Source organism: Hyphomicrobium album (genome assembly GCF_009708035.1).
Lineage (GTDB): Bacteria > Pseudomonadota > Alphaproteobacteria > Rhizobiales > Hyphomicrobiaceae > Hyphomicrobium_A > Hyphomicrobium_A album.
The window spans coordinates 2,383,793-2,403,054 of record NZ_WMBQ01000001.1 but is presented as its reverse complement, the minus strand read 5'-3'; the positions used below and the strand labels follow the sequence as shown (position 1 = coordinate 2,403,054).

Annotated in this window: 19 protein-coding genes; 11 read left to right on the top strand and 8 right to left on the bottom strand. The window is 65.3% G+C overall.

The genetic code is table 11. From position 1 onward, the window contains the following. Nucleotides 1-7: 7 nt before the first annotated feature. Nucleotides 8-730 (top strand): DNA polymerase III subunit epsilon, encoded by a 723-nt coding sequence (dnaQ, locus tag GIW81_RS11420; protein ID WP_154739296.1) that lies wholly within the window; start codon nucleotides 8-10, stop codon nucleotides 728-730. Nucleotides 731-923: 193 nt separating this feature from the next. On the opposite strand, the gene secB is transcribed toward dnaQ, so the two are convergent. Together secB and GIW81_RS11410 are read right to left on the bottom strand one after the other, a co-directional pair. Next, nucleotides 924-1,430, bottom strand: coding sequence for a protein-export chaperone SecB (secB, locus tag GIW81_RS11415; protein WP_154739295.1), 507 nt, complete (start codon nucleotides 1,428-1,430; stop codon nucleotides 924-926). An 86-nt stretch (nucleotides 1,431-1,516) separates the two neighbouring features. Next, the gene (locus tag GIW81_RS11410; protein ID WP_154739294.1) at nucleotides 1,517-1,993 is read right to left on the bottom strand and encodes an FxsA family protein; all 477 of its coding nucleotides are present in this window, start codon (nucleotides 1,991-1,993) and stop codon (nucleotides 1,517-1,519) included. Between the two features lie 259 nt (nucleotides 1,994-2,252). Between GIW81_RS11410 and GIW81_RS11405 the strand changes: the two genes are divergently transcribed. From GIW81_RS11405 to GIW81_RS11390, 4 genes are all read left to right on the top strand, one after another. Beyond that, entirely contained in the window at nucleotides 2,253-2,996 is a 744-nt protein-coding gene (locus tag GIW81_RS11405; protein ID WP_154739293.1) for a Tim44/TimA family putative adaptor protein, read from the top strand. An 85-nt stretch (nucleotides 2,997-3,081) separates the two neighbouring features. After that, entirely contained in the window at nucleotides 3,082-4,437 is a 1,356-nt protein-coding gene (gene mltA / locus GIW81_RS11400) for a murein transglycosylase A (RefSeq protein WP_324614986.1), read from the top strand. Further along, on the top strand, nucleotides 4,407-5,072 hold the full coding sequence (locus GIW81_RS11395; protein WP_154739292.1) for a Smr/MutS family protein: 666 nt from the start codon (nucleotides 4,407-4,409) through the stop codon (nucleotides 5,070-5,072). Before mltA ends, GIW81_RS11395 begins: the two co-directional genes overlap by 31 nt. Nucleotides 5,073-5,199: 127 nt before the next feature. Then, on the top strand, nucleotides 5,200-5,832 hold the full coding sequence (locus GIW81_RS11390) for a peptidoglycan-binding domain-containing protein (RefSeq protein WP_154739291.1): 633 nt from the start codon (nucleotides 5,200-5,202) through the stop codon (nucleotides 5,830-5,832). A gap of 26 nt (nucleotides 5,833-5,858) precedes the next feature. Here GIW81_RS11390 and GIW81_RS11385 read toward each other — a convergent pair whose 3' ends face one another. Both GIW81_RS11385 and GIW81_RS11380 read right to left on the bottom strand, forming a co-directional pair. Continuing rightward, nucleotides 5,859-6,362, bottom strand: coding sequence for an invasion associated locus B family protein (locus GIW81_RS11385; RefSeq protein ID WP_154739290.1), 504 nt, complete (start codon nucleotides 6,360-6,362; stop codon nucleotides 5,859-5,861). Between the two features lie 62 nt (nucleotides 6,363-6,424). Next, on the bottom strand, nucleotides 6,425-6,988 hold the full coding sequence (locus GIW81_RS11380; protein WP_154739289.1) for an RNA methyltransferase: 564 nt from the start codon (nucleotides 6,986-6,988) through the stop codon (nucleotides 6,425-6,427). Nucleotides 6,989-7,083: 95 nt separating this feature from the next. On the opposite strand from GIW81_RS11380, the gene GIW81_RS11375 reads away from it, so the two are divergent. Together GIW81_RS11375 and GIW81_RS11370 are read left to right on the top strand one after the other, a co-directional pair. Next, a complete protein-coding gene (locus GIW81_RS11375) occupies nucleotides 7,084-8,058 on the top strand; it encodes an NADPH:quinone oxidoreductase family protein (protein ID WP_154739288.1) in 975 nt (324 codons plus the stop codon). 86 nt (nucleotides 8,059-8,144) lie between these two features. Further along, entirely contained in the window at nucleotides 8,145-8,828 is a 684-nt protein-coding gene (locus GIW81_RS11370; protein WP_195930517.1) for a DUF2865 domain-containing protein, read from the top strand. Between the two features lie 452 nt (nucleotides 8,829-9,280). On the opposite strand, the gene thpR is transcribed toward GIW81_RS11370, so the two are convergent. Both thpR and GIW81_RS11360 read right to left on the bottom strand, forming a co-directional pair. After that, entirely contained in the window at nucleotides 9,281-9,859 is a 579-nt protein-coding gene (gene thpR, locus GIW81_RS11365; protein ID WP_154739286.1) for an RNA 2',3'-cyclic phosphodiesterase, read from the bottom strand. 16 nt (nucleotides 9,860-9,875) lie between these two features. Beyond that, nucleotides 9,876-10,598 carry an arylesterase gene (locus GIW81_RS11360; protein ID WP_229309148.1) on the bottom strand — a complete coding sequence of 241 codons (723 nt, stop codon included), beginning with the start codon at nucleotides 10,596-10,598 and terminating at the stop codon, nucleotides 9,876-9,878. Nucleotides 10,599-10,703: 105 nt separating this feature from the next. Between GIW81_RS11360 and GIW81_RS11355 the strand changes: the two genes are divergently transcribed. From GIW81_RS11355 to GIW81_RS11345, 3 genes are all read left to right on the top strand, one after another. Then, nucleotides 10,704-11,399 (top strand): ABC transporter ATP-binding protein, encoded by a 696-nt coding sequence (locus GIW81_RS11355; RefSeq protein WP_324615018.1) that lies wholly within the window; start codon nucleotides 10,704-10,706, stop codon nucleotides 11,397-11,399. Further along, nucleotides 11,396-13,969, top strand: a complete 2,574-nt coding sequence (locus GIW81_RS11350) for an ABC transporter permease (protein ID WP_324614985.1) — start codon at nucleotides 11,396-11,398, stop codon at nucleotides 13,967-13,969. Before GIW81_RS11355 ends, GIW81_RS11350 begins: the two co-directional genes overlap by 4 nt. Before the next feature lie 154 nt (nucleotides 13,970-14,123). Beyond that, nucleotides 14,124-14,870, top strand: coding sequence for a Bax inhibitor-1/YccA family protein (locus GIW81_RS11345; RefSeq protein ID WP_154739283.1), 747 nt, complete (start codon nucleotides 14,124-14,126; stop codon nucleotides 14,868-14,870). A 236-nt stretch (nucleotides 14,871-15,106) separates the two neighbouring features. Here the strand turns inward: GIW81_RS11345 and GIW81_RS11340 are convergent, their stop codons facing one another. Further along, nucleotides 15,107-15,499, bottom strand: a complete 393-nt coding sequence (locus tag GIW81_RS11340; protein WP_154739282.1) for a DUF2794 domain-containing protein — start codon at nucleotides 15,497-15,499, stop codon at nucleotides 15,107-15,109. Between the two features lie 450 nt (nucleotides 15,500-15,949). Between GIW81_RS11340 and GIW81_RS11335 the strand changes: the two genes are divergently transcribed. Next, nucleotides 15,950-18,046: a M3 family metallopeptidase gene (locus GIW81_RS11335; RefSeq protein ID WP_407658180.1), complete on the top strand. Its 2,097-nt coding sequence runs from the start codon at nucleotides 15,950-15,952 to the stop codon at nucleotides 18,044-18,046. Here GIW81_RS11335 and fic read toward each other — a convergent pair. After that, nucleotides 18,043-19,215: a protein adenylyltransferase Fic gene (fic, locus tag GIW81_RS11330; protein ID WP_324614984.1), complete on the bottom strand. Its 1,173-nt coding sequence runs from the start codon at nucleotides 19,213-19,215 to the stop codon at nucleotides 18,043-18,045. The two genes, GIW81_RS11335 and fic, sit on opposite strands and share 4 nt — an antisense overlap. Nucleotides 19,216-19,262 lie beyond the last annotated feature (47 nt).

The following is a 19,262-nucleotide window of genomic DNA, read 5'->3' as shown; positions in this document are numbered from 1 at the left end:
AGGGACTATGCGCGAGATCATCCTCGATACCGAGACCACCGGCCTCAACCCGCAGGGCGGCGACCGGCTGATCGAGATCGGCTGCATCGAGCTCATCAACCGCATTCCCTCGGGGCGCGAGTTCCACTGCTTCATCAATCCCGAGCGCGACGTGCCGGCCGAAGCCCAAGCGGTGCACGGACTGTCGACAGACTTTCTGAAGGACAAGCCGCTGTTCGCCCAGGTGGCGGCCAACTTTCTCGCCTTCATCGGCGAGGACGGACTCGTCATTCACAACGCCGCGTTCGACATCGGATTTTTGAACTTCGAGCTGGGGCGCTTGACACTCGGCGCCATCGCCATGGACCGCGTGACGTGCACGCTGCAGCTGGCACGCCGGCGCCATCCGGCCGGCCCGAACAACCTCGATGCGCTGTGCAAGCGCTACGGCATCGACAATTCAAAACGCACCAAGCACGGCGCGCTCGTCGACTCGCTCCTGCTCGCCGAGGTCTATATCGAGCTGCTCGGTGTGCGCCAGGCGGCGTTCATCGACTTTGCCGCCGCGAACGGAAGTCCGCTGGGCGCAGAGCTGGCGCCGTTGCAGCGTGGCAAGGCGGCGCAACGTCCCGCGCCACTCAAGCCGCGTCTCACCGCCGAAGATGCTCAGGCGCACGCGGTGTTCGTCGAGAAGCTGGGCAAGAAGGCGATCTGGTGGCGGTTCCTGACGCCCGCACGCTCTGACGCCTAAGCCAACCTATCTGCGTCTTACATTCGTCATGCCGGCGGAGGCCGGCATCCACGCAAGTCGCAATGGGCGACTCCGCGAAGCGGGTAGATCGTGCGGACACTTACCGGATCGCCCGTGGACGCTGGCTAGATCCCGGCCTGCGCCGGGATGACGTGGGGGACGGATGGCCCCACGTGCCTTCTATTCCGTTCGGTCAGTTCTTCGGGGCGGCCTCGGCCTGCGCGCGCAGCTCCTGCTGACGCCGCATGTAGAGCGACGCGAAATCGAACGGATCGAGCAGCAGCGGCGGGAAGCCACCTTCGCGCGTCAGGTCGGCGACGAGGCGGCGCACGAAGGGGAACAGGATCGACGGACAGTTGACGAGCAGGAACGGCTCGAGCGCCTGCTCGGGAATGTTCTGGATATTGAACAGTCCGGCGTAGACGAGCTCGAGCTGGTAGATCTCGCCGTGCTTGTTGGTCGCCTGTGCGTTGAAGTCGATCGAGCTCTCGTACAGCGAAGGGCCGACCGACTTGGCGGAGACGTTGATCGCCAGCTGCAGGTTGGGCTGATCGCCCGGCTCCTTGATGAGCTTCTCGATGTTCGGGTTCTCGAACGACAGATCCTTGATGTACTGCGCGGCGATCTTCACCTGCACGGGCGGAGGTGTGGTCTGCGCCGCCACTTCAGAGCTGCCATTGCCGTTGGTGGTGCTAGCCATCGAAGGAATTCCAATCCGAGCTCGAATACGAGGCGGCTAGCTAACACGCGCCTTCCTCGGCGACAATGTCGAACCCGGCAGGCGACTTAACGCTTGGTGTCGGTGTCGTCGTCGAGCCGCTGGTACGTGCCCTCGATGATGATCGGGCCTTTGGTGGGGGCCTGCGCCTCGACCGGCCCGGAAGTATTGCGCGGCCGTTCAGCAAAACCGGGAAAGAGCGCACGCAGCAGGGCGCGGCGCACAGGAGGTACCAACAGGGCAACGCCGATGGCGTCGGTGATGAAGCCCGGAACGATCAATAGGAAGCCGGCGGCGATCGTGGCGTAGCTGTCGATCAGCGCGGCGATGCCGAGGCCGCCGCGACCCATGCCGTCGAGCATGCGCCCGACCATCGCCGTGCCGGCGTTGCGGACGATGAGCATGCCGGCCGCCGCCGAAAGAACGAGGAGCCCCAAGGTTGCCCACAACCCAAGCCAGCGCCCGACCTCGATCAGCACGCCGATTTCGAGCAGCGGCAGCCCGAGGACGAACAGCGCGGCAGCAAGATGCAAAGGCGACGTCATTTGCGACTATTCATCCCGCTGGACGATTGTTGAGCACGCGGGAACCATCCTAGGTTCAAAAGGCCTACCCCCGCGTAATCGGGTTGGCATTGCAGCTTTTTCGCCTTACCTTGAGGGGAGCGACCATCTTAACCCCTTGATGGCGGATTCGGATCAAAGGCCCCTGTTGCTCCCTGGACGTGGGCCCAGCTCAAGACGCAATCATATATATTGCTGTCGTATCCAGTCACGCTGTTGATTGCCAGGAAGGCAACCGCTCATGGAGAAGATTGATCTCTTCACCCTTATCTCGCTCATCGTCGCGGTTATCGTGGTGTTGAAGCTGAGAAGCGTCCTCGGACGCCGCACGGGTGATGAGGAAGCGCGCGTCGAGCGCTTCCGCGCCGAGCGCGCGCGCCAGGGCACACAGGCTTCGGCCAGCGACAATGTGGTCGCCATGCCGCGCCGCGAGCGCGAGGCTGCCGCTGCGGCGCCGACCGCCGAGGTGACGCAGGCGGACGCCGAGGAGCGCATCAACACGTATCCGAGCATCGAGACGGCGGCGCGACCCGGTCTCATCGAGATCGCCCGCCTTGATCCGGCGTTCGATCCGGACAGCTTCATCCGCGGCGCCAAGCAGGCATACGAGATGATCGTCACGGCGTTTGCCGAGGGCAACCGCAAGCTTCTGAAGGATCTGTTGAGCCGCGACGTGTACGACGGCTTCACGCGCGCCATCACCGACCGCGAGAGCCGCGGCGAGCAGGTCGACCAGAGCTTCGTCGGCATCGACAAGGCCGACATCATGGAGTCGGAGGTGAAGAGCGGCATCGCGTCGATCACCGTCCGCTTCGTCAGCCAGCTGATCTCGGCGACGCGCGACAAGGCGGGCGCGATCATCAACGGCGACCCGCAACGCATCAAGGAAGTCACCGACATCTGGACGTTCAGCCGCGACGTGTCGACGGGGAAGGCACTTGCCAATCCGAACTGGCGCCTCATCGCCACGCAGTCGCCGGCCTAAGTCTCTAGCGCGCGCGGGGGCGCGTTCTCCGGGAGTGAAGAGGCCGCCGCGGCGCGGTTTCATCAAGCGAGGGGGAAGCTCAGGCGTGACCGGCGCGCGCGCATCGGCTGGCGTCCTCTGGGCGGCGGGATCGGCCGTCGCGGGATTGCTTGTCGCCAGCGCCGCTCTCGCCCAGACTGGCAGCATATCGCCACCGTCCGCCACCTCCGCCGCCCCGACACCCGCGATGAGCAAAGACGCCAGTCCACCGCCCACAGCGGCCAAGCCTGCCGCGCCGACGCCGCCCGAGGCGAAGCTCGAGCGCGTGACGTTCGGCGAGCTGCCCGGCTGGGAGGCGGACGACCACCTCGCCGCGTTCAAGACGTTCCTCAAATCGTGCGACGCCGTCGCGCGGGTCGCGAGCAAGGCCAGCGGCAACGCCGCGTCGCAATGCAAAGTGCCGATCAGCGATCTCGCCGCCGCCTGCCGGGCCGCCCAGGATCTGATGGCGCCGACCAAGGCTTCGGCGAAGGCCTTTTTCGAGACGCAGTTCATCCCGCACCGGATCGCGCACGGCAAAACGGAAGGCATGCTGACCGGTTATTACGAGCCGGTGCTGCAAGGATCGCGCACGCCGGAAGGCAAGTTCCAGACGCCGGTCTACAAGCGGCCGGCCGATCTCGTGAACGTCGTCGCCGAAGCCGACCGCGCGTCGAAGCAGACCGGCTTCACGCACCTGCGCCACACCGACGCCGGCGACGTGCCGTTCCCGACGCGCGAGGACATCGAGAAGGGGGCGCTCGCCAATCAGGGGCTGGAGCTGCTCTACCTCGAAGACCCGGTGGAAGTGTTCTTCATGCACATCCAGGGGTCGGGGCGCATCCACCTTGCCGACGGCACGACGATCCGCATCAACTACGACGGCAAGAACGGCCATCCCTACTCGTCCATCGGCCGCTACCTGATCGACAATGGCATGCTCGACGCCAACAAGATGTCGATGCAAGCGTTGGGCAAATGGCTGCGCGCGGACAAGGAGCGCGGCCAGAAGGTCATGTGGCAGAACCGCTCGTTCATCTTCTTCCGCGAGCTGGACGACAGCGAAGGCCCGATGGGCGCCATGTCGGTGGCGCTCACCTCCGGCCGCTCGCTGGCGGTTGATACCGGCTTTCACACGCTCGGCACGCCGATCTACCTGAACGTGCCCAAGCTCACCCGCGGCCAAGGCCGGGGCGGCTTTAATCGTTTAATGGTGGCGCAGGACGTAGGCTCGGCGATCAAAGGGCCGGAGCGCGGCGACATCTACTTCGGCTCCGGCGAGACGGCCGGCAAGCTGGCGGGCACCACCAAGCACGCGGGAAACTTCTTCGTGCTGCTCCCCGCCGCCACGCAGACCGCCGGGCAAGGGATTAGGTTCGGCGAGCGCCTGCCATGGCAAACGATCGTGAAAGGCGCCCAGTAAAGCATCCGCCGGGCAAGAAGCCGGGTGCGCGGCTATCGAGCGAGGAGCGCGAGCTGTGGGAGCACGCGGCGCGCTCGATCAAGCCCATCAAAGGCAAGAAGGGCCGCGTGCATACGGCGCTGGAGGACGCAGACGAAGCCCCGCCTCGCCCCGGCAAGCACGAGCCGCCGAAGCCCGCGCCGACGAAGCACAAGCCGGTAACGCCGCCACCCCCTTCGCCTCGGGTGGCATCGCCTCCGCCGGCACCGGCGCCGCTGTCGCTCGAGCGGCGCAAGGCGCGCAAGCTCGGCTCGGGGCGCATCGAGATCGAAGGACGCATCGACTTGCACGGCATGCGTCAGAGCGAGGCGCATGTCGCGCTCATCCGCTTCCTGCAGCGCGGTTACGTCGACGGCCGACGTTGGGTGCTCGTCATCACCGGCAAGGGCGCTCCGACGCGCACGGCGCACGACGAGAAGCTGGAACGCGAAGGTGCCGAGCGCGGGGTCCTGCGCCGCAACGTGCCGCGCTGGCTCGCCGAGCCGGAGCTCGCGCCGATTGTCATCGGCTTCACCACGGCGGCCATCAAGCACGGCGGCGAGGGCGCACTTTACGTGCACCTGCGCAAGAAGCCGGGCGGCCGTTCGGACGACTAAAAAAATCCTGTTGCTTTCGAGCAAACTTTGGAACGGCCGCGACTCACCCTAGTCTGCGCCGCCGCCCGAAGGGGCTTTTGAATTTCGAGGAGCTAGTCGATTGGGCTAGGTCGCGGCAATGCATGTATTGGTCATCGAATTCTTTATGATTTCCATCGGGCTCATGAGTGGGGGATTTTTCTTCCGCGACGCTCTTGCCCAGCGCCCGATTTACGAGCTCGTCGCCGGCGTCGTCGTCATCGCCGCGACGCTGACTTGGGGGTTCGAGATGTACGGTCTCGCGGCCGTTAAGTGGGAACAACTCAACGAATACCAACGGCAGACTGAGATCGATAGCGAGAACGCAGCTCGAGCCGAGAAGATAGAGGTCAATCGCGAGCTTCAGACAGAGTTGAAGCGATTAGGTTGTTATGGGGGACCGCTTGACGGCGTATGGGGAGACCAATCGAGTGCGGCTTTGTCGGAGTTCCTAAAAGCTGTCGGGCGGCAGGATGAATTTGGAGATAGCGTGAAGGTCTCGGACGCTCGTGCGATGTTCTCAGCTGCACCAGATCAGGTGTGCTCCACGGCGGCCGCGACGAGGGTCACCACGACCATGAGGCGGTATAAATCTGCTTACAATTCCCACGTGAAGAACTGCACGGATTACGTATTCGTCTTTCGCGTCAGAAAGCGGACACCGGAGTGCACAGCTTTGCAAGCAAACCGAGATCGGTATGCGCGGCAGCTCGAGGCTATGGGCGTCCAGCCGCCAGGCTAGAACACCGCCCTACAGAGGGCCAGGGATCAGCCGGAGCAGGTGGCGGCGAGCTTGTCGAGGGCGGTGGAAAGGCCGGACAGCGAGTACGTGTCGGTCGTCGCCGTGCCGCGCGCCGAGGTCGCCTTGACGAAGGCGTTCGAGCCCTTCTTGAGGGACTCGATCAGCTTCAGCTCCTCGTTCGGATCGGAGACGAAGCCGCGCTCGCCCTTCACGAACAGCTTGAACGTATCGGTGCCGACGGTGACTGACATCTCGGCGTCCGGCTTCACGGGATAGCCGACCTTGATGCTCGGCTCGGCCTTCACGCCCTCCTTCGGCCAGGCGGTGATGTAGAAGAAGATCGGCCCGCGGTTGGCGCCGAGCGGCTCCACCGCTTGCGGCTGCGCGGCGATGAAGCAGACGCCCTTGGGCGTCGCCGTGTCGGCGTAGATGCTCCACGCCCCCTGCTTCTCGACGAGATCGACGGATTGCGCCGCGGCCGTGCCGGCGAGCGCGAAGGCCAAGATGGCTGACGCAATGATTGTGCGCATGAGGTCCCCTCCCCAAAAACGAAGCGCTTTTAAGTCAGCATATGCACCCTTTCGGGGGCCTGTCACCCATCGCGGCCAATCTTACCCCCGGTTCTCCCCCGCGGCCGGCCGGGCAATTCCGGGCCGCCTTCCCGCACCGGACGGTCGGCAAACCGGGCGAGTGAGCGGGTGCGGTCGTACATGACGATGGCGCCGGCCATGGCGACGTTCACGCAGAATGTCGTCGGGATGCGCACGACATAGTCGCAGCGCGCCAACAACTCGTCCGAGAGCGAGCCCTGCTCGGGGCCGAGCACGTAGGCGGCTTTGAGCGGGTGCCGGAAGCTCGGAAGATCTGTTGCCGTATCAAGGAGTTCGACGCCGACGAGCTTGCACCCATGCGGAAGCGCCATGTCCTCCAGCGTGGCCCAGTTGTAGTGCGGCAGGTGAAGCTGCGTCTTGGAAGTATCGGCGAACGCCTCGAGCGCCCGGTAAGTGGCTCCGACCGTGAACGTGAAGCTCGCCCCGAAGCCATGCGCCGAGCGCATCAGGTTGCCGAGGTTCAGGGATTTGGACATGCGCTCGGCGCCGATGGCGAAATAGCCTCGGGGGCTCGGCGGCCAGTTGGCGGTGGGTCGGTGGGACATCGTTGGGCAACTCGGGCGCGCCGGCTTGCGGCGCGCGTTGGGGCATGATGGAAGGGCAGGAGACAACGAAATGCCCTGCCGGCGGGAGGTTTTACATGAAAGCGGCGCTTTGCAAGAGCCTCGACGGGCCGGCAGGCCTGGTGATCGAGGACATCGCGGCGCCGCAGCCGGGGCCGGGCGAGGTGCTGATCGCCGTAAAGGCGGCGGCGCTGAACTTCTTCGATACCCTCATCACCCGCGGCAAATACCAGTCGAAACCCGACCTGCCGTTCTCACCCGCGGCCGAGGTGGCGGGCGTCATCGAAGCGCTGGGACCGGGCGTGACCGGGGTTCGTATGGGCGAGCGGGTTGCGGCCTACGTCGGCTGGGGCGGGGCGCGCGAGAAGGTCGTTGCCAAGGTCGACGCCGTCGTGCCGATCCCCGACGGCGTGAGCGAGGCGGTCGCATCGGGCATCTCGGTGACCTACGGCACCGCCATTCACGGGCTGAAGGACCGCGGGCATCTCAAGGCAGGCGAGACTGTCGCCGTGCTCGGCGCTGCGGGCGGGGCGGGTCTCGCCGCTGTCGAGATCGCCAAGCTGATGGGCGCACGCGTCATCGCCGTTGCCTCGTCGGCGGAGAAGCTCGCCGTCTGCCGCGAGCACGGCGCCGACGAGGCGGTGAACTACGCCAGCGCCGACCTGAAGGACGGATTGCGGGCGCTGACCGGCGGTCGCGGCGTCGACGTCGTCTACGACTGCGTCGGCGGCGACAGCTCCGAGGCGGCGTTGCGCGCCATCGCCTGGCAGGGGCGCTTCCTGGTCGTCGGCTTTGCCTCGGGCGACATTCCGAAGATCCCGCTCAATCTCCTGCTGCTCAAAGGCTGCGATGCGATCGGCGTGTTCTGGGGCGAGGCGGTGAAGCGCGATCCGGGCGCCAACCGCGCCAACATGCGTCAGGTTCTTGACTGGATTGCGCAGGGCAAGCTCGCGCCGCGCATCCATGGGACGTACCCGCTCGCCGACATCCGCGAGGCACTGGGCGTCATCGACCGGCGCGAGGCCGTCGGCAAGGTCGTGCTGGCGCTCTAAGCGCGAAATCGGACTGTCGTTCAGACTTTCTTTGCCATGTTGGCGCGATGCTGCGCTCCGGTGGTGTTGCGGAGCGTCGAGTGCCGATGCGTCTCATTCGTCTTTGCCTGTTTGTTGGCGGCATCGTCATGGCGATGGCGTGGGCGAACCGATCGGCGCACGCCGAAGGCTTCTTCTCCAAGCTGTTCGGCTGGGGCTCCTCGAAGCGCACCGAGCGCAGCATCGAGCCGCCGACGTGGAACTTCGGCTTCGGCGGCGGTGGGCAGCGCTTGGACTACGGGCGCGGCTACGGCGACTACGGCTGGCCGCAGGACACCGCGCGCTACCGGACGCTGTGCGTGCGCACCTGCGACGGCTTCTATTTTCCCATCGGTGACAACGTCGGGCGCGAGCGGCTCTATCAGGACGCACGCACCTGCGCGGCGCGTTGCGACGGCGAGGCGGCCCTCTACTACTACCCGCTGAACGGCGGCAGCCCCGAGACGATGGTCGACATGCGCGGTCGGCCCTATGCGCAGACGCCGACGGCGTTCGTCTATCGCAAGACGCTTGTGCAGGGCTGCACCTGCAAGCCGGCGCCGTGGTCCGCTGAGACGGCCGCGCGCCACCAGGGCTACAAGGACGACGAGCGGGCCATCGCCGACATGCGCCGTGGCGAGCAGCGCTATGCCGGCGGCGCGGCGCCGAACGGCGAGATCGACGCGTACCTGATGCGCGAGGGCGACGGCCCGCGGCAGACTCCCTGGCAAGGCGGCTACCGCCGGTATTGAGCGTGGCGTAGCAGAGAGGTCAGCTTACAATGGGCATCGAGCACGCCACTTGCGTCTCGTCATTCCCGCGCAGGCGGGAACCCAGCCATGCTTCCGCGGGTGCCCGTAACTTGATCCACTATAGCCGAACAGCGAAGGCTGACGCCACGGACAGCGTGCATCGTTGATCTCGTGTCGGTGTGTTCTGGGTTCCCGCCGTCCATGTGGAGCATGGCTGCGCCATGACGCGGGAATGACAGTGTGGTTGGGTGCCGTCCCGGTCAAATTTTCGAGCCTGAATGGATCAGTTATTGCCAACTTCGAGAGCGCGGCTGCTCCGTCCGCAGGCGTCTTGCCCTCGATTTGAAGCGGTTCATCCCCTCACCCGGCCGGCGCGCCAACGCGCGTCCAGCCGACCTCTCCCCGCGGGAGAGGTTAGAGTACAACGGGCATCGAGCCGGCAATAGACGCAACTACCAGCCGTAGTCGAGGTCGAGGTCGCCCGCGTATTCGCCGCCGCGCAGGTTGAAGGCTTCCTCGATCGCGTAGGGACCGCCTCCCGTCTTCGGCTTGGCGGAGAACAGCACGAAGCGCGAGACGATGAACGGCTGGGAGCGGAAGGCGCCGATCCGCTGCAGCACGCGCGCAACCTCGTCGGCCGAAGCGTATTTCACGCGGGCGAGCGTGACGTGCGGCTTGAATTGCCGGCCGTCGGGCGGCAGGCCGGCGGCACGCGCGGCGCGGTCGTTGGCGCGGGCGAGCGCTTCGAGCGGGGCCGACGTTTCAACGCCGGCCCAGATCGATCGCGGCTCGTTGCCGCCGAACACGCCGAGGCCCGCCAGGCGCAGCTCGAAAGCGTCGACGTCGATGGTCTCGAGGTTGTCGGCGAGCTCGCGTGCCTGCGGCTTTTCGATGTCGCCGACGAAACGCAGCGTCAGATGCAGGTCGTCCGGCTCGGCCCAACGGCTGCCGCCGGGCAGCGGAACCTTCAGCCGCGCGATCTCGTCGCGTTGCTCGGCGGGAATTTCGATGCCGGTGAACACGCGTGGCATGACTGTTCCTGTTCGTTCAGCTCTTGGCGGCGCGGCGCGCCTCGACTTTGGCGATCAATTCCTCGACAGAGGGCAGGATCTGGCGGACGATCTCGGTGACGCCCTTTGCGTTCGGGTGCATGCCGTCGTCCTGGTTGAGCTTGGCGTTGAGAATGACGCCTTCGAGAAAGAACGGGTAGAACAACAGTGTGTGTTCCTTAGCAAGATCCGGGAAGATTACGTCGAAATCTTCCGCGTAGGTGTCGCCCCAGTTGGTCGGCGAGCGCATGCCCGTGAGCAGCACCGGGATGTTGCGGGCTTTGAGCTTGGCGAGGATCTTCTGCATGTTCTCGCGCGTGACCTTCGGATCGATGCCACGCAACGCGTCGTTGGCGCCGAACTCGAGGATGACGGCGTCGACGTCGTCGCCGATCGACCAGTCGAGACGGGCGAGCCCGGCGGCGGTGGTGTCGCCGGCGACGCCCGCGTTGCTGACGACGACATTGTGGCCGCGCGCCTTCAGCTCCTTCTGCAACTGGACGGGAAAGGCCTGGCTCTGTCGCAGGCCGTAGCCGGACGACAGGCTGTCGCCGAAGGCGGCGATACGGATGGGTTTGTCCGCCTTGGCGTCGGCGTCGGGGATGATCGAAAATGTGGCAGCGGTAAGAAGCGCGAGGCCCGCCAGCGTGTTGACGAGCGCCCCTGCGCACACCACCTGTGCCCAGTCCAATACGTTGCGTCCTGCAAACATCGGCTTCATGCTTCTCCTAAGGCAACTGAGAGCGGCCCCACGACGTGCCCCCTGACGTAAAGGCGCCGTCAAGTTGAGACAAGTGTTCCCTCCCACAAGCTGCGAGCAGATCAGATCGTGACGAAGCCGATTGTCGTTTTGAAGAACGTGCGCCTCACCCTGACGAGCCGCGCCGGTCCCGTGGGCATTCTGCGCGACGTGGACCTCGATGCCCGCGAGGGTCAATCGCTGGCCATTGTCGGGCCTTCGGGCTCCGGCAAGACGTCGCTGTTGATGGTCACGGCCGGCCTCGAACGGGCGACGGGCGGCAAGGTCGAGGTTGCTGGCCACGACCTGTCGAAGATGGGCGAAGACGATCTGGCGCTGATGCGCGGCGCCGAAATCGGCATCATCTTCCAATCTTTCCATCTCGTGCCGACGATGACGGCGCTGGAGAATGTGGCGCTGCCCCTGGAATTTGCCGGCGAAGGAAACGCGCAGGCAGCGGCGCGGGAGCTGTTGCAGGAGGTGGGCCTCAGCCACCGCATGGATCATTTTCCCGCGCAGCTGTCGGGCGGCGAGCAGCAGCGTGTCGCCATCGCGCGGGCGCTGTCGCGGCGGCCGAAGCTCATTCTCGCCGACGAGCCGACCGGCAATCTCGACCGCCGCACCGGCGGGCACATCGTCGATCTCTTGTTCGGCTTGCAGCGGCGGCGCGAGGCGACGCTCATCCTGGTGACGCACGACGAAAAGCTCGCTGGCGCCTGCGATCGCATCATCCGCATGGCCGACGGCCGCATCGAGAGCGAAACGGGGGCGCTCGTCTCGTGACCGCCACCGACGCCATCAAAACCGCGGCACCGCAGGGAGAACGCCGGCTGCCGCTGCTTCTCGGCATTGCCGCGCGCGAGCTGCGGTCGGGGATTTCCGGCTTCCGCATCTTCATCGCCTGCGTAGCGCTCGGTGTGCTGGTCATCACCGCCGTCGGCGCGGTGTCGGATGCATTGCGCGCCGGATTCGAGAAGCAGGGCGAGGCAATCCTCGGCGGCGATCTGACGCTGGCGCGCACGCATGTGCGCGCGGTGGGCGAGGAGCGCGATGCGATCGACGCCTTCGGGCGCGTGAGCGAAACGGCGACGATGCGCACGATGGCGCGGCGCCCGGACAACTCCGATCAGGCGCTGGCGGAATTGAAGGCGGTCGACGCCGCCTATCCGCTGGTCGGCGCGGTCGAGGTGGCGGGCGGCAAGCCGCTGCAGGAGGCGCTGCGCGAAGGTGCCGTCGTCGATTCGGCGTTGCTGGAGCGGCTGAAGCTGAAGGTCGGCGACGCGATTGCCCTCGGCTCGGCGCAGGTGAAGGTCGCGGGCGCGCTGAAAACGGAGCCCGACGGCATCACCGACCGCCTGACCTACGGCCCGCGCGTGCTGATCTCGGAAGCGACGCTGGAGAAGTCGGAGCTGATCAAGCCGGGCACGCTCGTGCGTTGGCGCTACGCGGTGAAGACCGGCGAGGCCTCGGCGGACGAGGACGCCCTGCTGGCCCTGCGCCAGCGGATCGAGGCGGACCTGCCCGAGGCCGGCTTCACGATCGCCGACCGGCGCGATCCCTCGCCGCAAGTGAGCCGCACGCTGGAGCGGCTGCGGCAGTTCCTGACGCTCATCGGTTTGACAGCGCTGCTCGTCGGCGGCGTCGGCATCGCCAACGCGGTGGCGACGTTCATCGACAAGCGGCGCAAGGTCATCGCCACGATGAAGAGCATCGGCGCGACGAGCCGCATGGTGCTGTCGATCTTCCTCGCCGAGGTGCTGGCGGTGGCCGCGATGGGCGTGGTGATCGGGCTCGTGCTCGGTACCCTCGCACCATTCGTGCTCGACTGGCTGTTCGGCGACATGCTGCCGATCGCGGCCGAGATGACGGTGAAGCCGCTCAGCATCGTGACGGCGCTGGTCTACGGCTTCGGCGTCGCGCTCTTGTTCACGCTGTGGCCGCTAGGGCGGGTGGAGCGCGTCAGCGCCTCGATGCTGTTCCGCGACGAGGTCGCGCACGAGCCGGCCATGCCGCGCATGTGGGTGGTTCTCGCGACGCTCGGCGTGGCTGCACTGCTCGTCGTCTTCGCGCTGCTGACGTCGGATTCAAAACGCATCGCCATCTATTTCACGGTCGGCCTCGTCGTCGTCTTCGCCGTGTTCGCGGCGCTCGGCTGGGCAGTGACCTGGGTCGCGCGGCGCTTGCCGCGGCCGCGGTATCCCGAATTGGCGCTGGCGCTCGGCAACCTCGGTGCGCCCGGCGGGCTGACGCGCTCGGTCGTGCTGTCGCTCGGCGCCGGACTGTCGCTGCTCGTCGCCGTCGCGCTGGCGGACGCGTCGCTGGTGCGCGAGCTGAAGGACCGGCTGCCGACGAGCTCGCCCGACTATTTCGTGCTTGACGTGCCGAAGGACGACTACGACGCCATGCGCAGCCTCATCGAAGGCCGAGTGCCGGGTGTGACGATGGAGGAGGCGCCGATGCTGCGCGGGCGGCTGGTGCGCCTCAACGATGTGCCGGTCGAGGAGGTCAAGGCGCCGCCGGAAGCGCAGTGGGTGCTCAACGGCGACCGCGGGCTGTCCTATGCCGACGAGGTGCCGCCAGGTTCCCGCGTCGTCGCCGGCGACTGGTGGCCGAAGGATTACAGCGGCGAGCCGCTCGTCTCCTTCGAAGCCGATCTCGCCAGCAAGCTTGGCCTCAAGCTCGGCGACAAGGTCACGGTCAACGTGCTCGGCCGCAACCTGACGGCGACCATCTCCAACCTCCGCGAGGTGAAGTGGGAGAGCCTGGCCATCAATTTCGTCATGCTGTTCTCGCCTAATACCCTCGCCGGCGCCCCGCACAACCTGCTGGTGACCGTCTCGCTGCCCGAGGGAACGGCGCTCGCCGCCGAAGGCGAAGCGATGCGCGAGCTGAGCAAGGTTTACCCGTCGGTCACCGCCATCCGGGTCAAGGACGTGCTGGCGATGGTCAACGGGGTGTTCGCCCAGGTTATGACGGCGGTGCGCGCTGCGGGCAGCGTGACCTTGCTGGCGGGCGCCCTAGTCCTGGCCGGGGCGCTGGCGACGGCGCAGCGGCGGCGCATCCTCGAGGCGGTAATCCTGAAGACGCTCGGTGCCACGCGCCGGCGCATCCTCGTCTCGCACTTCCTCGAATACCTGATCCTGGCTTCGATAACGGCGCTGTTCGCCGTGCTGCTCGGTGCGCTTGCCGCCTCAATTGTGGTCGGCCAGCTGATGCACATCCCCTTCGCCTTTTCGGCGGGGGCGGTGGCGCTCGCCCTGGCGCTTTCGATGGGGCTCGTCTTCCTGTTCGGGTCGGCCGGCACCTGGGCGGTGCTCCGCGCCCCGGCGGTCCCCTACCTGCGCAGCGAGTAAAGGTTTGATGAAACGCCGCCTTTTGGCGCCAGGTATATTATTGCAGTTGGCGAATCTTACAGTTTCGTAAGCCTTGAAAGGTGCGGGTGGGCGGAGCATATTTCCCACGTGATTTGGCAAATTCTGCCAAGCAAAGGAATCTCAGGGAACACAAATGGCTCAGTTTGATCCTAGGTCCGCAACTTCTGCCTACCCGACCCGCACCGGCGCCGCGGTAGACGAGGGTCTGCGCTCCTACATGCTCGGCGTCTATAACTACATGGCCGCCGGCGTGGCTCTTACGGGCGTCGCGGCTTACCTCACCAGCATGATGGCCGTCGGCGCCGACGGCCAGCTCACGGCGTTCGGCACGGCGCTCTACGCTTCGCCGCTGAAGTGGGTCGTCATGCTCGCCCCGCTCGCCTTCGTATTCTTCCTCTCGTTCCGCATCGAGAAGATGAGCGTCGGCGCGGCGCAGCTCACGTTCTGGCTGTTCGCGGCCGTGATGGGCGTGTCGCTGTCGTCGATCTTCCTGGTCTTCACCGGCCAGTCGATCGCGCAGATCTTCTTCATCACCGCGGCGACGTTCGGCGCGCTCAGCCTGTGGGGCTATACGACGAAGCGCGACATCTCCGGCTGGGGCTCGTTCCTGTTCATGGGCCTCATCGGCATCATCCTCGCTTCGATCGTCAATATCTTCCTGCAGTCGAGCGGCCTGCAGTTCGCGGTCTCGGTGATCGGCGTGCTCGTGTTCGCCGGCCTCACCGCCTACGACACGCAGCGCATCAAGGACGGCTACACGATGGTCGCCGGTGATGCGGTGGCGATGGGCAAGAGCGCCATCATGGGCGCCCTCAGCCTGTACCTCGACTTCATCAACATGTTCATGATGCTGCTCAATCTGTTCGGCAACCGCGAGTAAGCCGACCGGCAGCGACGAAACGGCGAGGGCCGCGGATCACTCCGCGGCCCTTTGCTTTTGGGGGTTCATACTGTCATCCCGGCCAAGCGAGCGTAGCCATGCTCCGCATGGACGCGAGCGCTGAGCCGGGACCCAGCACAAAGAGCGCCGAAGGCACTACGGAGTCGTCGACGATTCTTACGCTGGGTCCCGGATAGCCTTCGCTATGCTCCGGCTTCCGGGATGACAGTGTTGAGTTACGCGGTGACGAGGCGCGGGCGGCTTTCCAGAACGCTGAGGACGCGGGCAAGGTCGGGGCCGCGCTTCAAGATGAGGCCCGCCGGCGCCAGGACCGAGTAGGCACCCTGCTTGCGCGCGAGCTTGGGGCTCTTCTCGATGCGGAACAGCGGCACCTCGCTCGCGCGGCGGAAGACGGAGAAAACCGCCTTGTCGCGGCCGAGGTCGATGGCGTAGTCGCGCCATTCGCCCGCCGCGACCTTGCGGCCATAGACGGCGAGAATGGCCATGAGTTCATGGCGAGTGAAAGTGATGCAGCGCAGAGGGTCAGGTGAGTGGCCACCTGCGGCGGGATGGCCGCGATAGCCGCCCGTGCGAGACGGGCTGAAGAGTATCGGTTCGGATTCGCTCAACGGCGCCTCCCTGTCGCGATACCTTCATGATCGCGCTGCTCGCGCCCGATTTCAAGCCTCACGCTTGTGCACTCATGCCGCGCATATGCATCACGTGCGCGCAATCGGCGCAGCGCGGCACGGAAATTCCCCGACATGGACAAATTCGCTCCGCTTGCCGGACAATGATCCGCCCCAAACCGATGCGAGAGTGACAATCGTTGCCTCTAGACCCGGTCCGGCGGAACCGCCCGGACTCTCAGCCCCCCAGCCCCCTGGGCAGTTCCGAGGACCGGGTTTTAAGGCAGACTCCCAGTAGTATTTATCTCCCCCCAAATTCGTCATGGGCCGGTCCCCCACCGGCCCTCTTTTTTTGCGCATCCGCTATTGCGACGCTTGCGCGCTCTTGGACGCGGGCGCGCCCATGTCTAACGTGCGCAGCGAAACCGAACCGCGAACGGAGCGAGCGACGTGGCGAAGAAGGTCGCGAAGGCGAAGACGAAGACTGCAACGCGCAAGGCGACGGCGGGCGCCAAACCTGCCAATCCGCTGCTGGCTCGATGGGGCAGCGCCTTCGGCCTGCCGCCGTTCAAGAAGATCGAGCCGCAGCACTACAAGGCGGCATTCGCCGCGGCCCTGAAGGAGCACAAGGCGGAGATCGCGCATATCGCCGCCGAAACGGCGAAGCCGACCTTCAACAACACCGTCGTGGCGCTTGAGAAGAGTGGCCGGCTGCTCGAGAAGGTCGCGTCCGTCTTCTACAATCTCACCGGCGCTCACACGAGCGACGCGCTGCAGGCGATCGAGCGCGACATGGCGCCGAAGCTCGCCGCGCACGAGACGGCGATCATGCTCAACGGCCGCATGTTCAAGCGCGTCGAGGATCTCTACGAGCGCCGCGACGACCTCGACCTTACCGACGAGCAGCGCCGCGTTCTGGAGCTACGCTACAAGTGGTTGGTGCGCGCCGGCGCTAAGCTCGGCGCCAAGCAGAAAACGCGCGTCGCCGCGATCAACCAGCGGCTGGCGACGCTCGCCACTCAGTTCTCCCAGAACGTTCTGAAGGACGAGCAGTCCTGGCGCCTGGTGCTGACTGAGCGCGACCTCGACGGCCTGCCCGAGGCGCTGCGCGACTCAGCCGCGCGCGTTGCTACCGATCAGGGCCTCGACGGCAAGTACGTCATCACCCTGTCGCGCTCGTCGATCGAGCCGTTCCTGCAGTTCTCGGCGCGCCGCGACCTGCGCGAGGAAGCGTTCAACGCCTGGACCAAGCGCGGGCAAATGGGCGAGGCGACCGACAATCGCGCCATCACCTCCGAGATCATCGCGCTGCGTGCGGAGTATGCGGGGCTGCTCGGTTTCAAGAGCTACGCCGACTACAGCCTCGAAGAGACGATGGCCAAGACGCCGGGCAGCGTGCGCGACCTGCTCGCCAAGGTGTGGGAGCCGGCGGTGCGCCGCGCCACCGGCGAGCGCGATGCGCTGCAGGCGCGGGCGCGCGCGGAGGGTGGCAACTTCTCCATCGCGCCGTGGGACTGGCGCTACTACGCCGAGAAGGAGCGCAAGGCGCTGTACGATGTCGACGAGGCATCGACGCGCCCGTATCTGACGCTCGACAACGTCATCGCCGCCGCGTTCGAAACGGCGACGCGGTTGTTCGGGCTGAAGTTCAAGGAGCTGCCGGACGCGCCGCGCTACCACGACGATGTGCGCGTGTGGGAGGTGACGACCAAGCGCGGCGAGCACGTCGGCCTGTTCCTTGGCGATTATTTCGCGCGGCCGTCCAAGCGCTCGGGCGCGTGGATGTCGGCGTTCCGCTCGCAGTCGAAGGTGGCAGGCGAAGTGTCGCCGATCATCGTCAACGTGATGAACTTCGCCAGGGGCGAGGAGGGCCAGCCGAGCCTGCTATCGCTCGACGACGCGCGCACGCTCTTCCACGAGTTCGGGCACGGCCTGCATGGTCTGCTGTCGGACGTGACCTACCCGTCGATATCGGGCACGTCGGTGACGCGCGACTTCGTCGAGCTGCCCTCGCAGCTCTACGAGCACTGGCTGATGGTGCCGGAGGTGCTGGAGAAGTTCGCCGTGCACCACGAGACGGGCAAGCCGATGCCGGCGGCGCTCCTGAAGCGCATCAAGAAGGCGCGCAACTTCAATCAGGGATTCTCGACCATCGAATACCTGGCGTCGGCGTTCGTCGACATGGAGCTGCATGCTCTGGAGGATACAGGCCCGCTCGACGTCGACGCGTTCGAGCGCGGGACGCTCGACCGGCTCGGCATGCCGCGCGAGATCGTCATGCGCCATCGCATCCCGCACTTCCTGCACATCATGGGCGGCTATGCGGCAGGCTACTACAGCTACCTGTGGTCGGAGGTGATGGACGCCGACGCCTTCGCCGCCTTCGAGGAGACGGGCAACGCGTTCGATTCCGCGACGGCGAAGAAGCTGCACAAGTTCATCTACTCGGGCGGCAATCAGCGCGATCCACTGGAGGCCTACGTCGCCTTCCGCGGCCGGCCGCCGGAGATCAGCGGGCTTCTCAAGAAGCGCGGGTTGGCGGGTTAGGAGAACTTCTTAAAGCTATTTCTGTCGGACGTGAGAAGGTCCAGGAAGCGCACATTGACGTAGATGTTCTCACGTCCCTCTTTCCGCTCCTCCAGTAATCCCTTTGCGGCTAGCTCCTTCAAGTATTTCGATGCCGTCGCTCGGTTTGCAATTCCTGCGTCAACGACATCGGCAATGCGGCTATAGGGCTGCGTGAAGATCACCTCAACTAGCTCGCGGCTATAGACTTTAGGCGAGGCAGCGCTGACGTACGCGACGGTTCCATCCATCAAGTCGCGTACGGCGCGAATCTTTGCGGTGGTCCATAGGGAAGTTTCCTCGACGGCGGTGAGCATATAAAGCAGCCAACTCTCCCATGCGCCAGAGGTGGTCACGGCTAGCAGGCGATCATAGTATTCGCTGCGATGCTCGTTGATGTAGCGGCTCAAGTAGAGGATCGGGAGGTCGAGGAGCTTCTTATCTATCAGGTAGAGCGTGTTGAGTACGCGTCCGGTTCGGCCGTTTCCATCGGTGAATGGATGGATGGCCTCAAACTGGTAGTGAGCAGCAGCCATGCGGATTATTGGGTCGAGATCATCTTCGGTGTGTAGAAAGCGCTCCCAGTCGGTGAGCTTCTCACGCAGTAACGCTTGCCCCTCGGGCGGCGTGTAGATGACCTTGCCGCTTGGCTGGTGTGCGAGCGCAGTGCCTGGAACTTGTCGAACGTCGAGCTCTACATTTTTTATGGCGCGACAGACTAGGACGGCCGTGCTGGTGCTGAGGGGCCTTTGCTGGACGTCCTTGAATCCCTGCATTAGGGCCGTGCGGTAACGCAATGCTTCCTTAGTGGCGTCGTCGGCCTTTTCCGGGTCGATGTTCGCGTACTTGAACAAGGTATCGTTAGTCGTGACGATATTCTCGATTGCGGAGCTGTCGCGGGCCTCACGCAATGGGATTGAGTTAATAAGCACATCTTGGTTGGGGATGAGGTGTGCGGCTTCCTTGAGGCCTGCCAAGGCTCGGCTGGCAGTGACGCATTTGCGCAAGACCGGCACTGTTTCCAGAGCTTGGCGGCCCGGCAGCGCAGGCAGTGCATTGTAGGGTGCCGTCGGGGCAAATCCAGACGTGTTCAAATTCTTTGAGTTTTTGACCATATCGAGATGATATGTGCAGACAATGAACACGTCCACAATACGTGTTCAAGAAATCGATGTTTTTGAACATATAAATTCGACGT

Coding starts and splice junctions, on each gene's coding strand:
- dnaQ (WP_154739296.1), top strand. CDS start 8: ATGCGCGAGATCATCCTCGATACCGAGACCACCGGCCTCAACCCGCAG.
- secB (WP_154739295.1), bottom strand. CDS start 1,430: ATGGCTAGCACCACCAACGGCAATGGCAGCTCTGAAGTGGCGGCGCAG.
- GIW81_RS11410 (WP_154739294.1), bottom strand. CDS start 1,993: ATGACGTCGCCTTTGCATCTTGCTGCCGCGCTGTTCGTCCTCGGGCTG.
- GIW81_RS11405 (WP_154739293.1), top strand. CDS start 2,253: ATGGAGAAGATTGATCTCTTCACCCTTATCTCGCTCATCGTCGCGGTT.
- GIW81_RS11395 (WP_154739292.1), top strand. CDS start 4,407: ATGGCAAACGATCGTGAAAGGCGCCCAGTAAAGCATCCGCCGGGCAAG.
- GIW81_RS11385 (WP_154739290.1), bottom strand. CDS start 6,362: ATGCGCACAATCATTGCGTCAGCCATCTTGGCCTTCGCGCTCGCCGGC.
- GIW81_RS11380 (WP_154739289.1), bottom strand. CDS start 6,988: ATGTCCCACCGACCCACCGCCAACTGGCCGCCGAGCCCCCGAGGCTAT.
- GIW81_RS11375 (WP_154739288.1), top strand. CDS start 7,084: ATGAAAGCGGCGCTTTGCAAGAGCCTCGACGGGCCGGCAGGCCTGGTG.
- GIW81_RS11370 (WP_195930517.1), top strand. CDS start 8,145: ATGCGTCTCATTCGTCTTTGCCTGTTTGTTGGCGGCATCGTCATGGCG.
- thpR (WP_154739286.1), bottom strand. CDS start 9,859: ATGCCACGCGTGTTCACCGGCATCGAAATTCCCGCCGAGCAACGCGAC.
- GIW81_RS11360 (WP_229309148.1), bottom strand. CDS start 10,598: ATGAAGCCGATGTTTGCAGGACGCAACGTATTGGACTGGGCACAGGTG.
- GIW81_RS11345 (WP_154739283.1), top strand. CDS start 14,124: ATGGCTCAGTTTGATCCTAGGTCCGCAACTTCTGCCTACCCGACCCGC.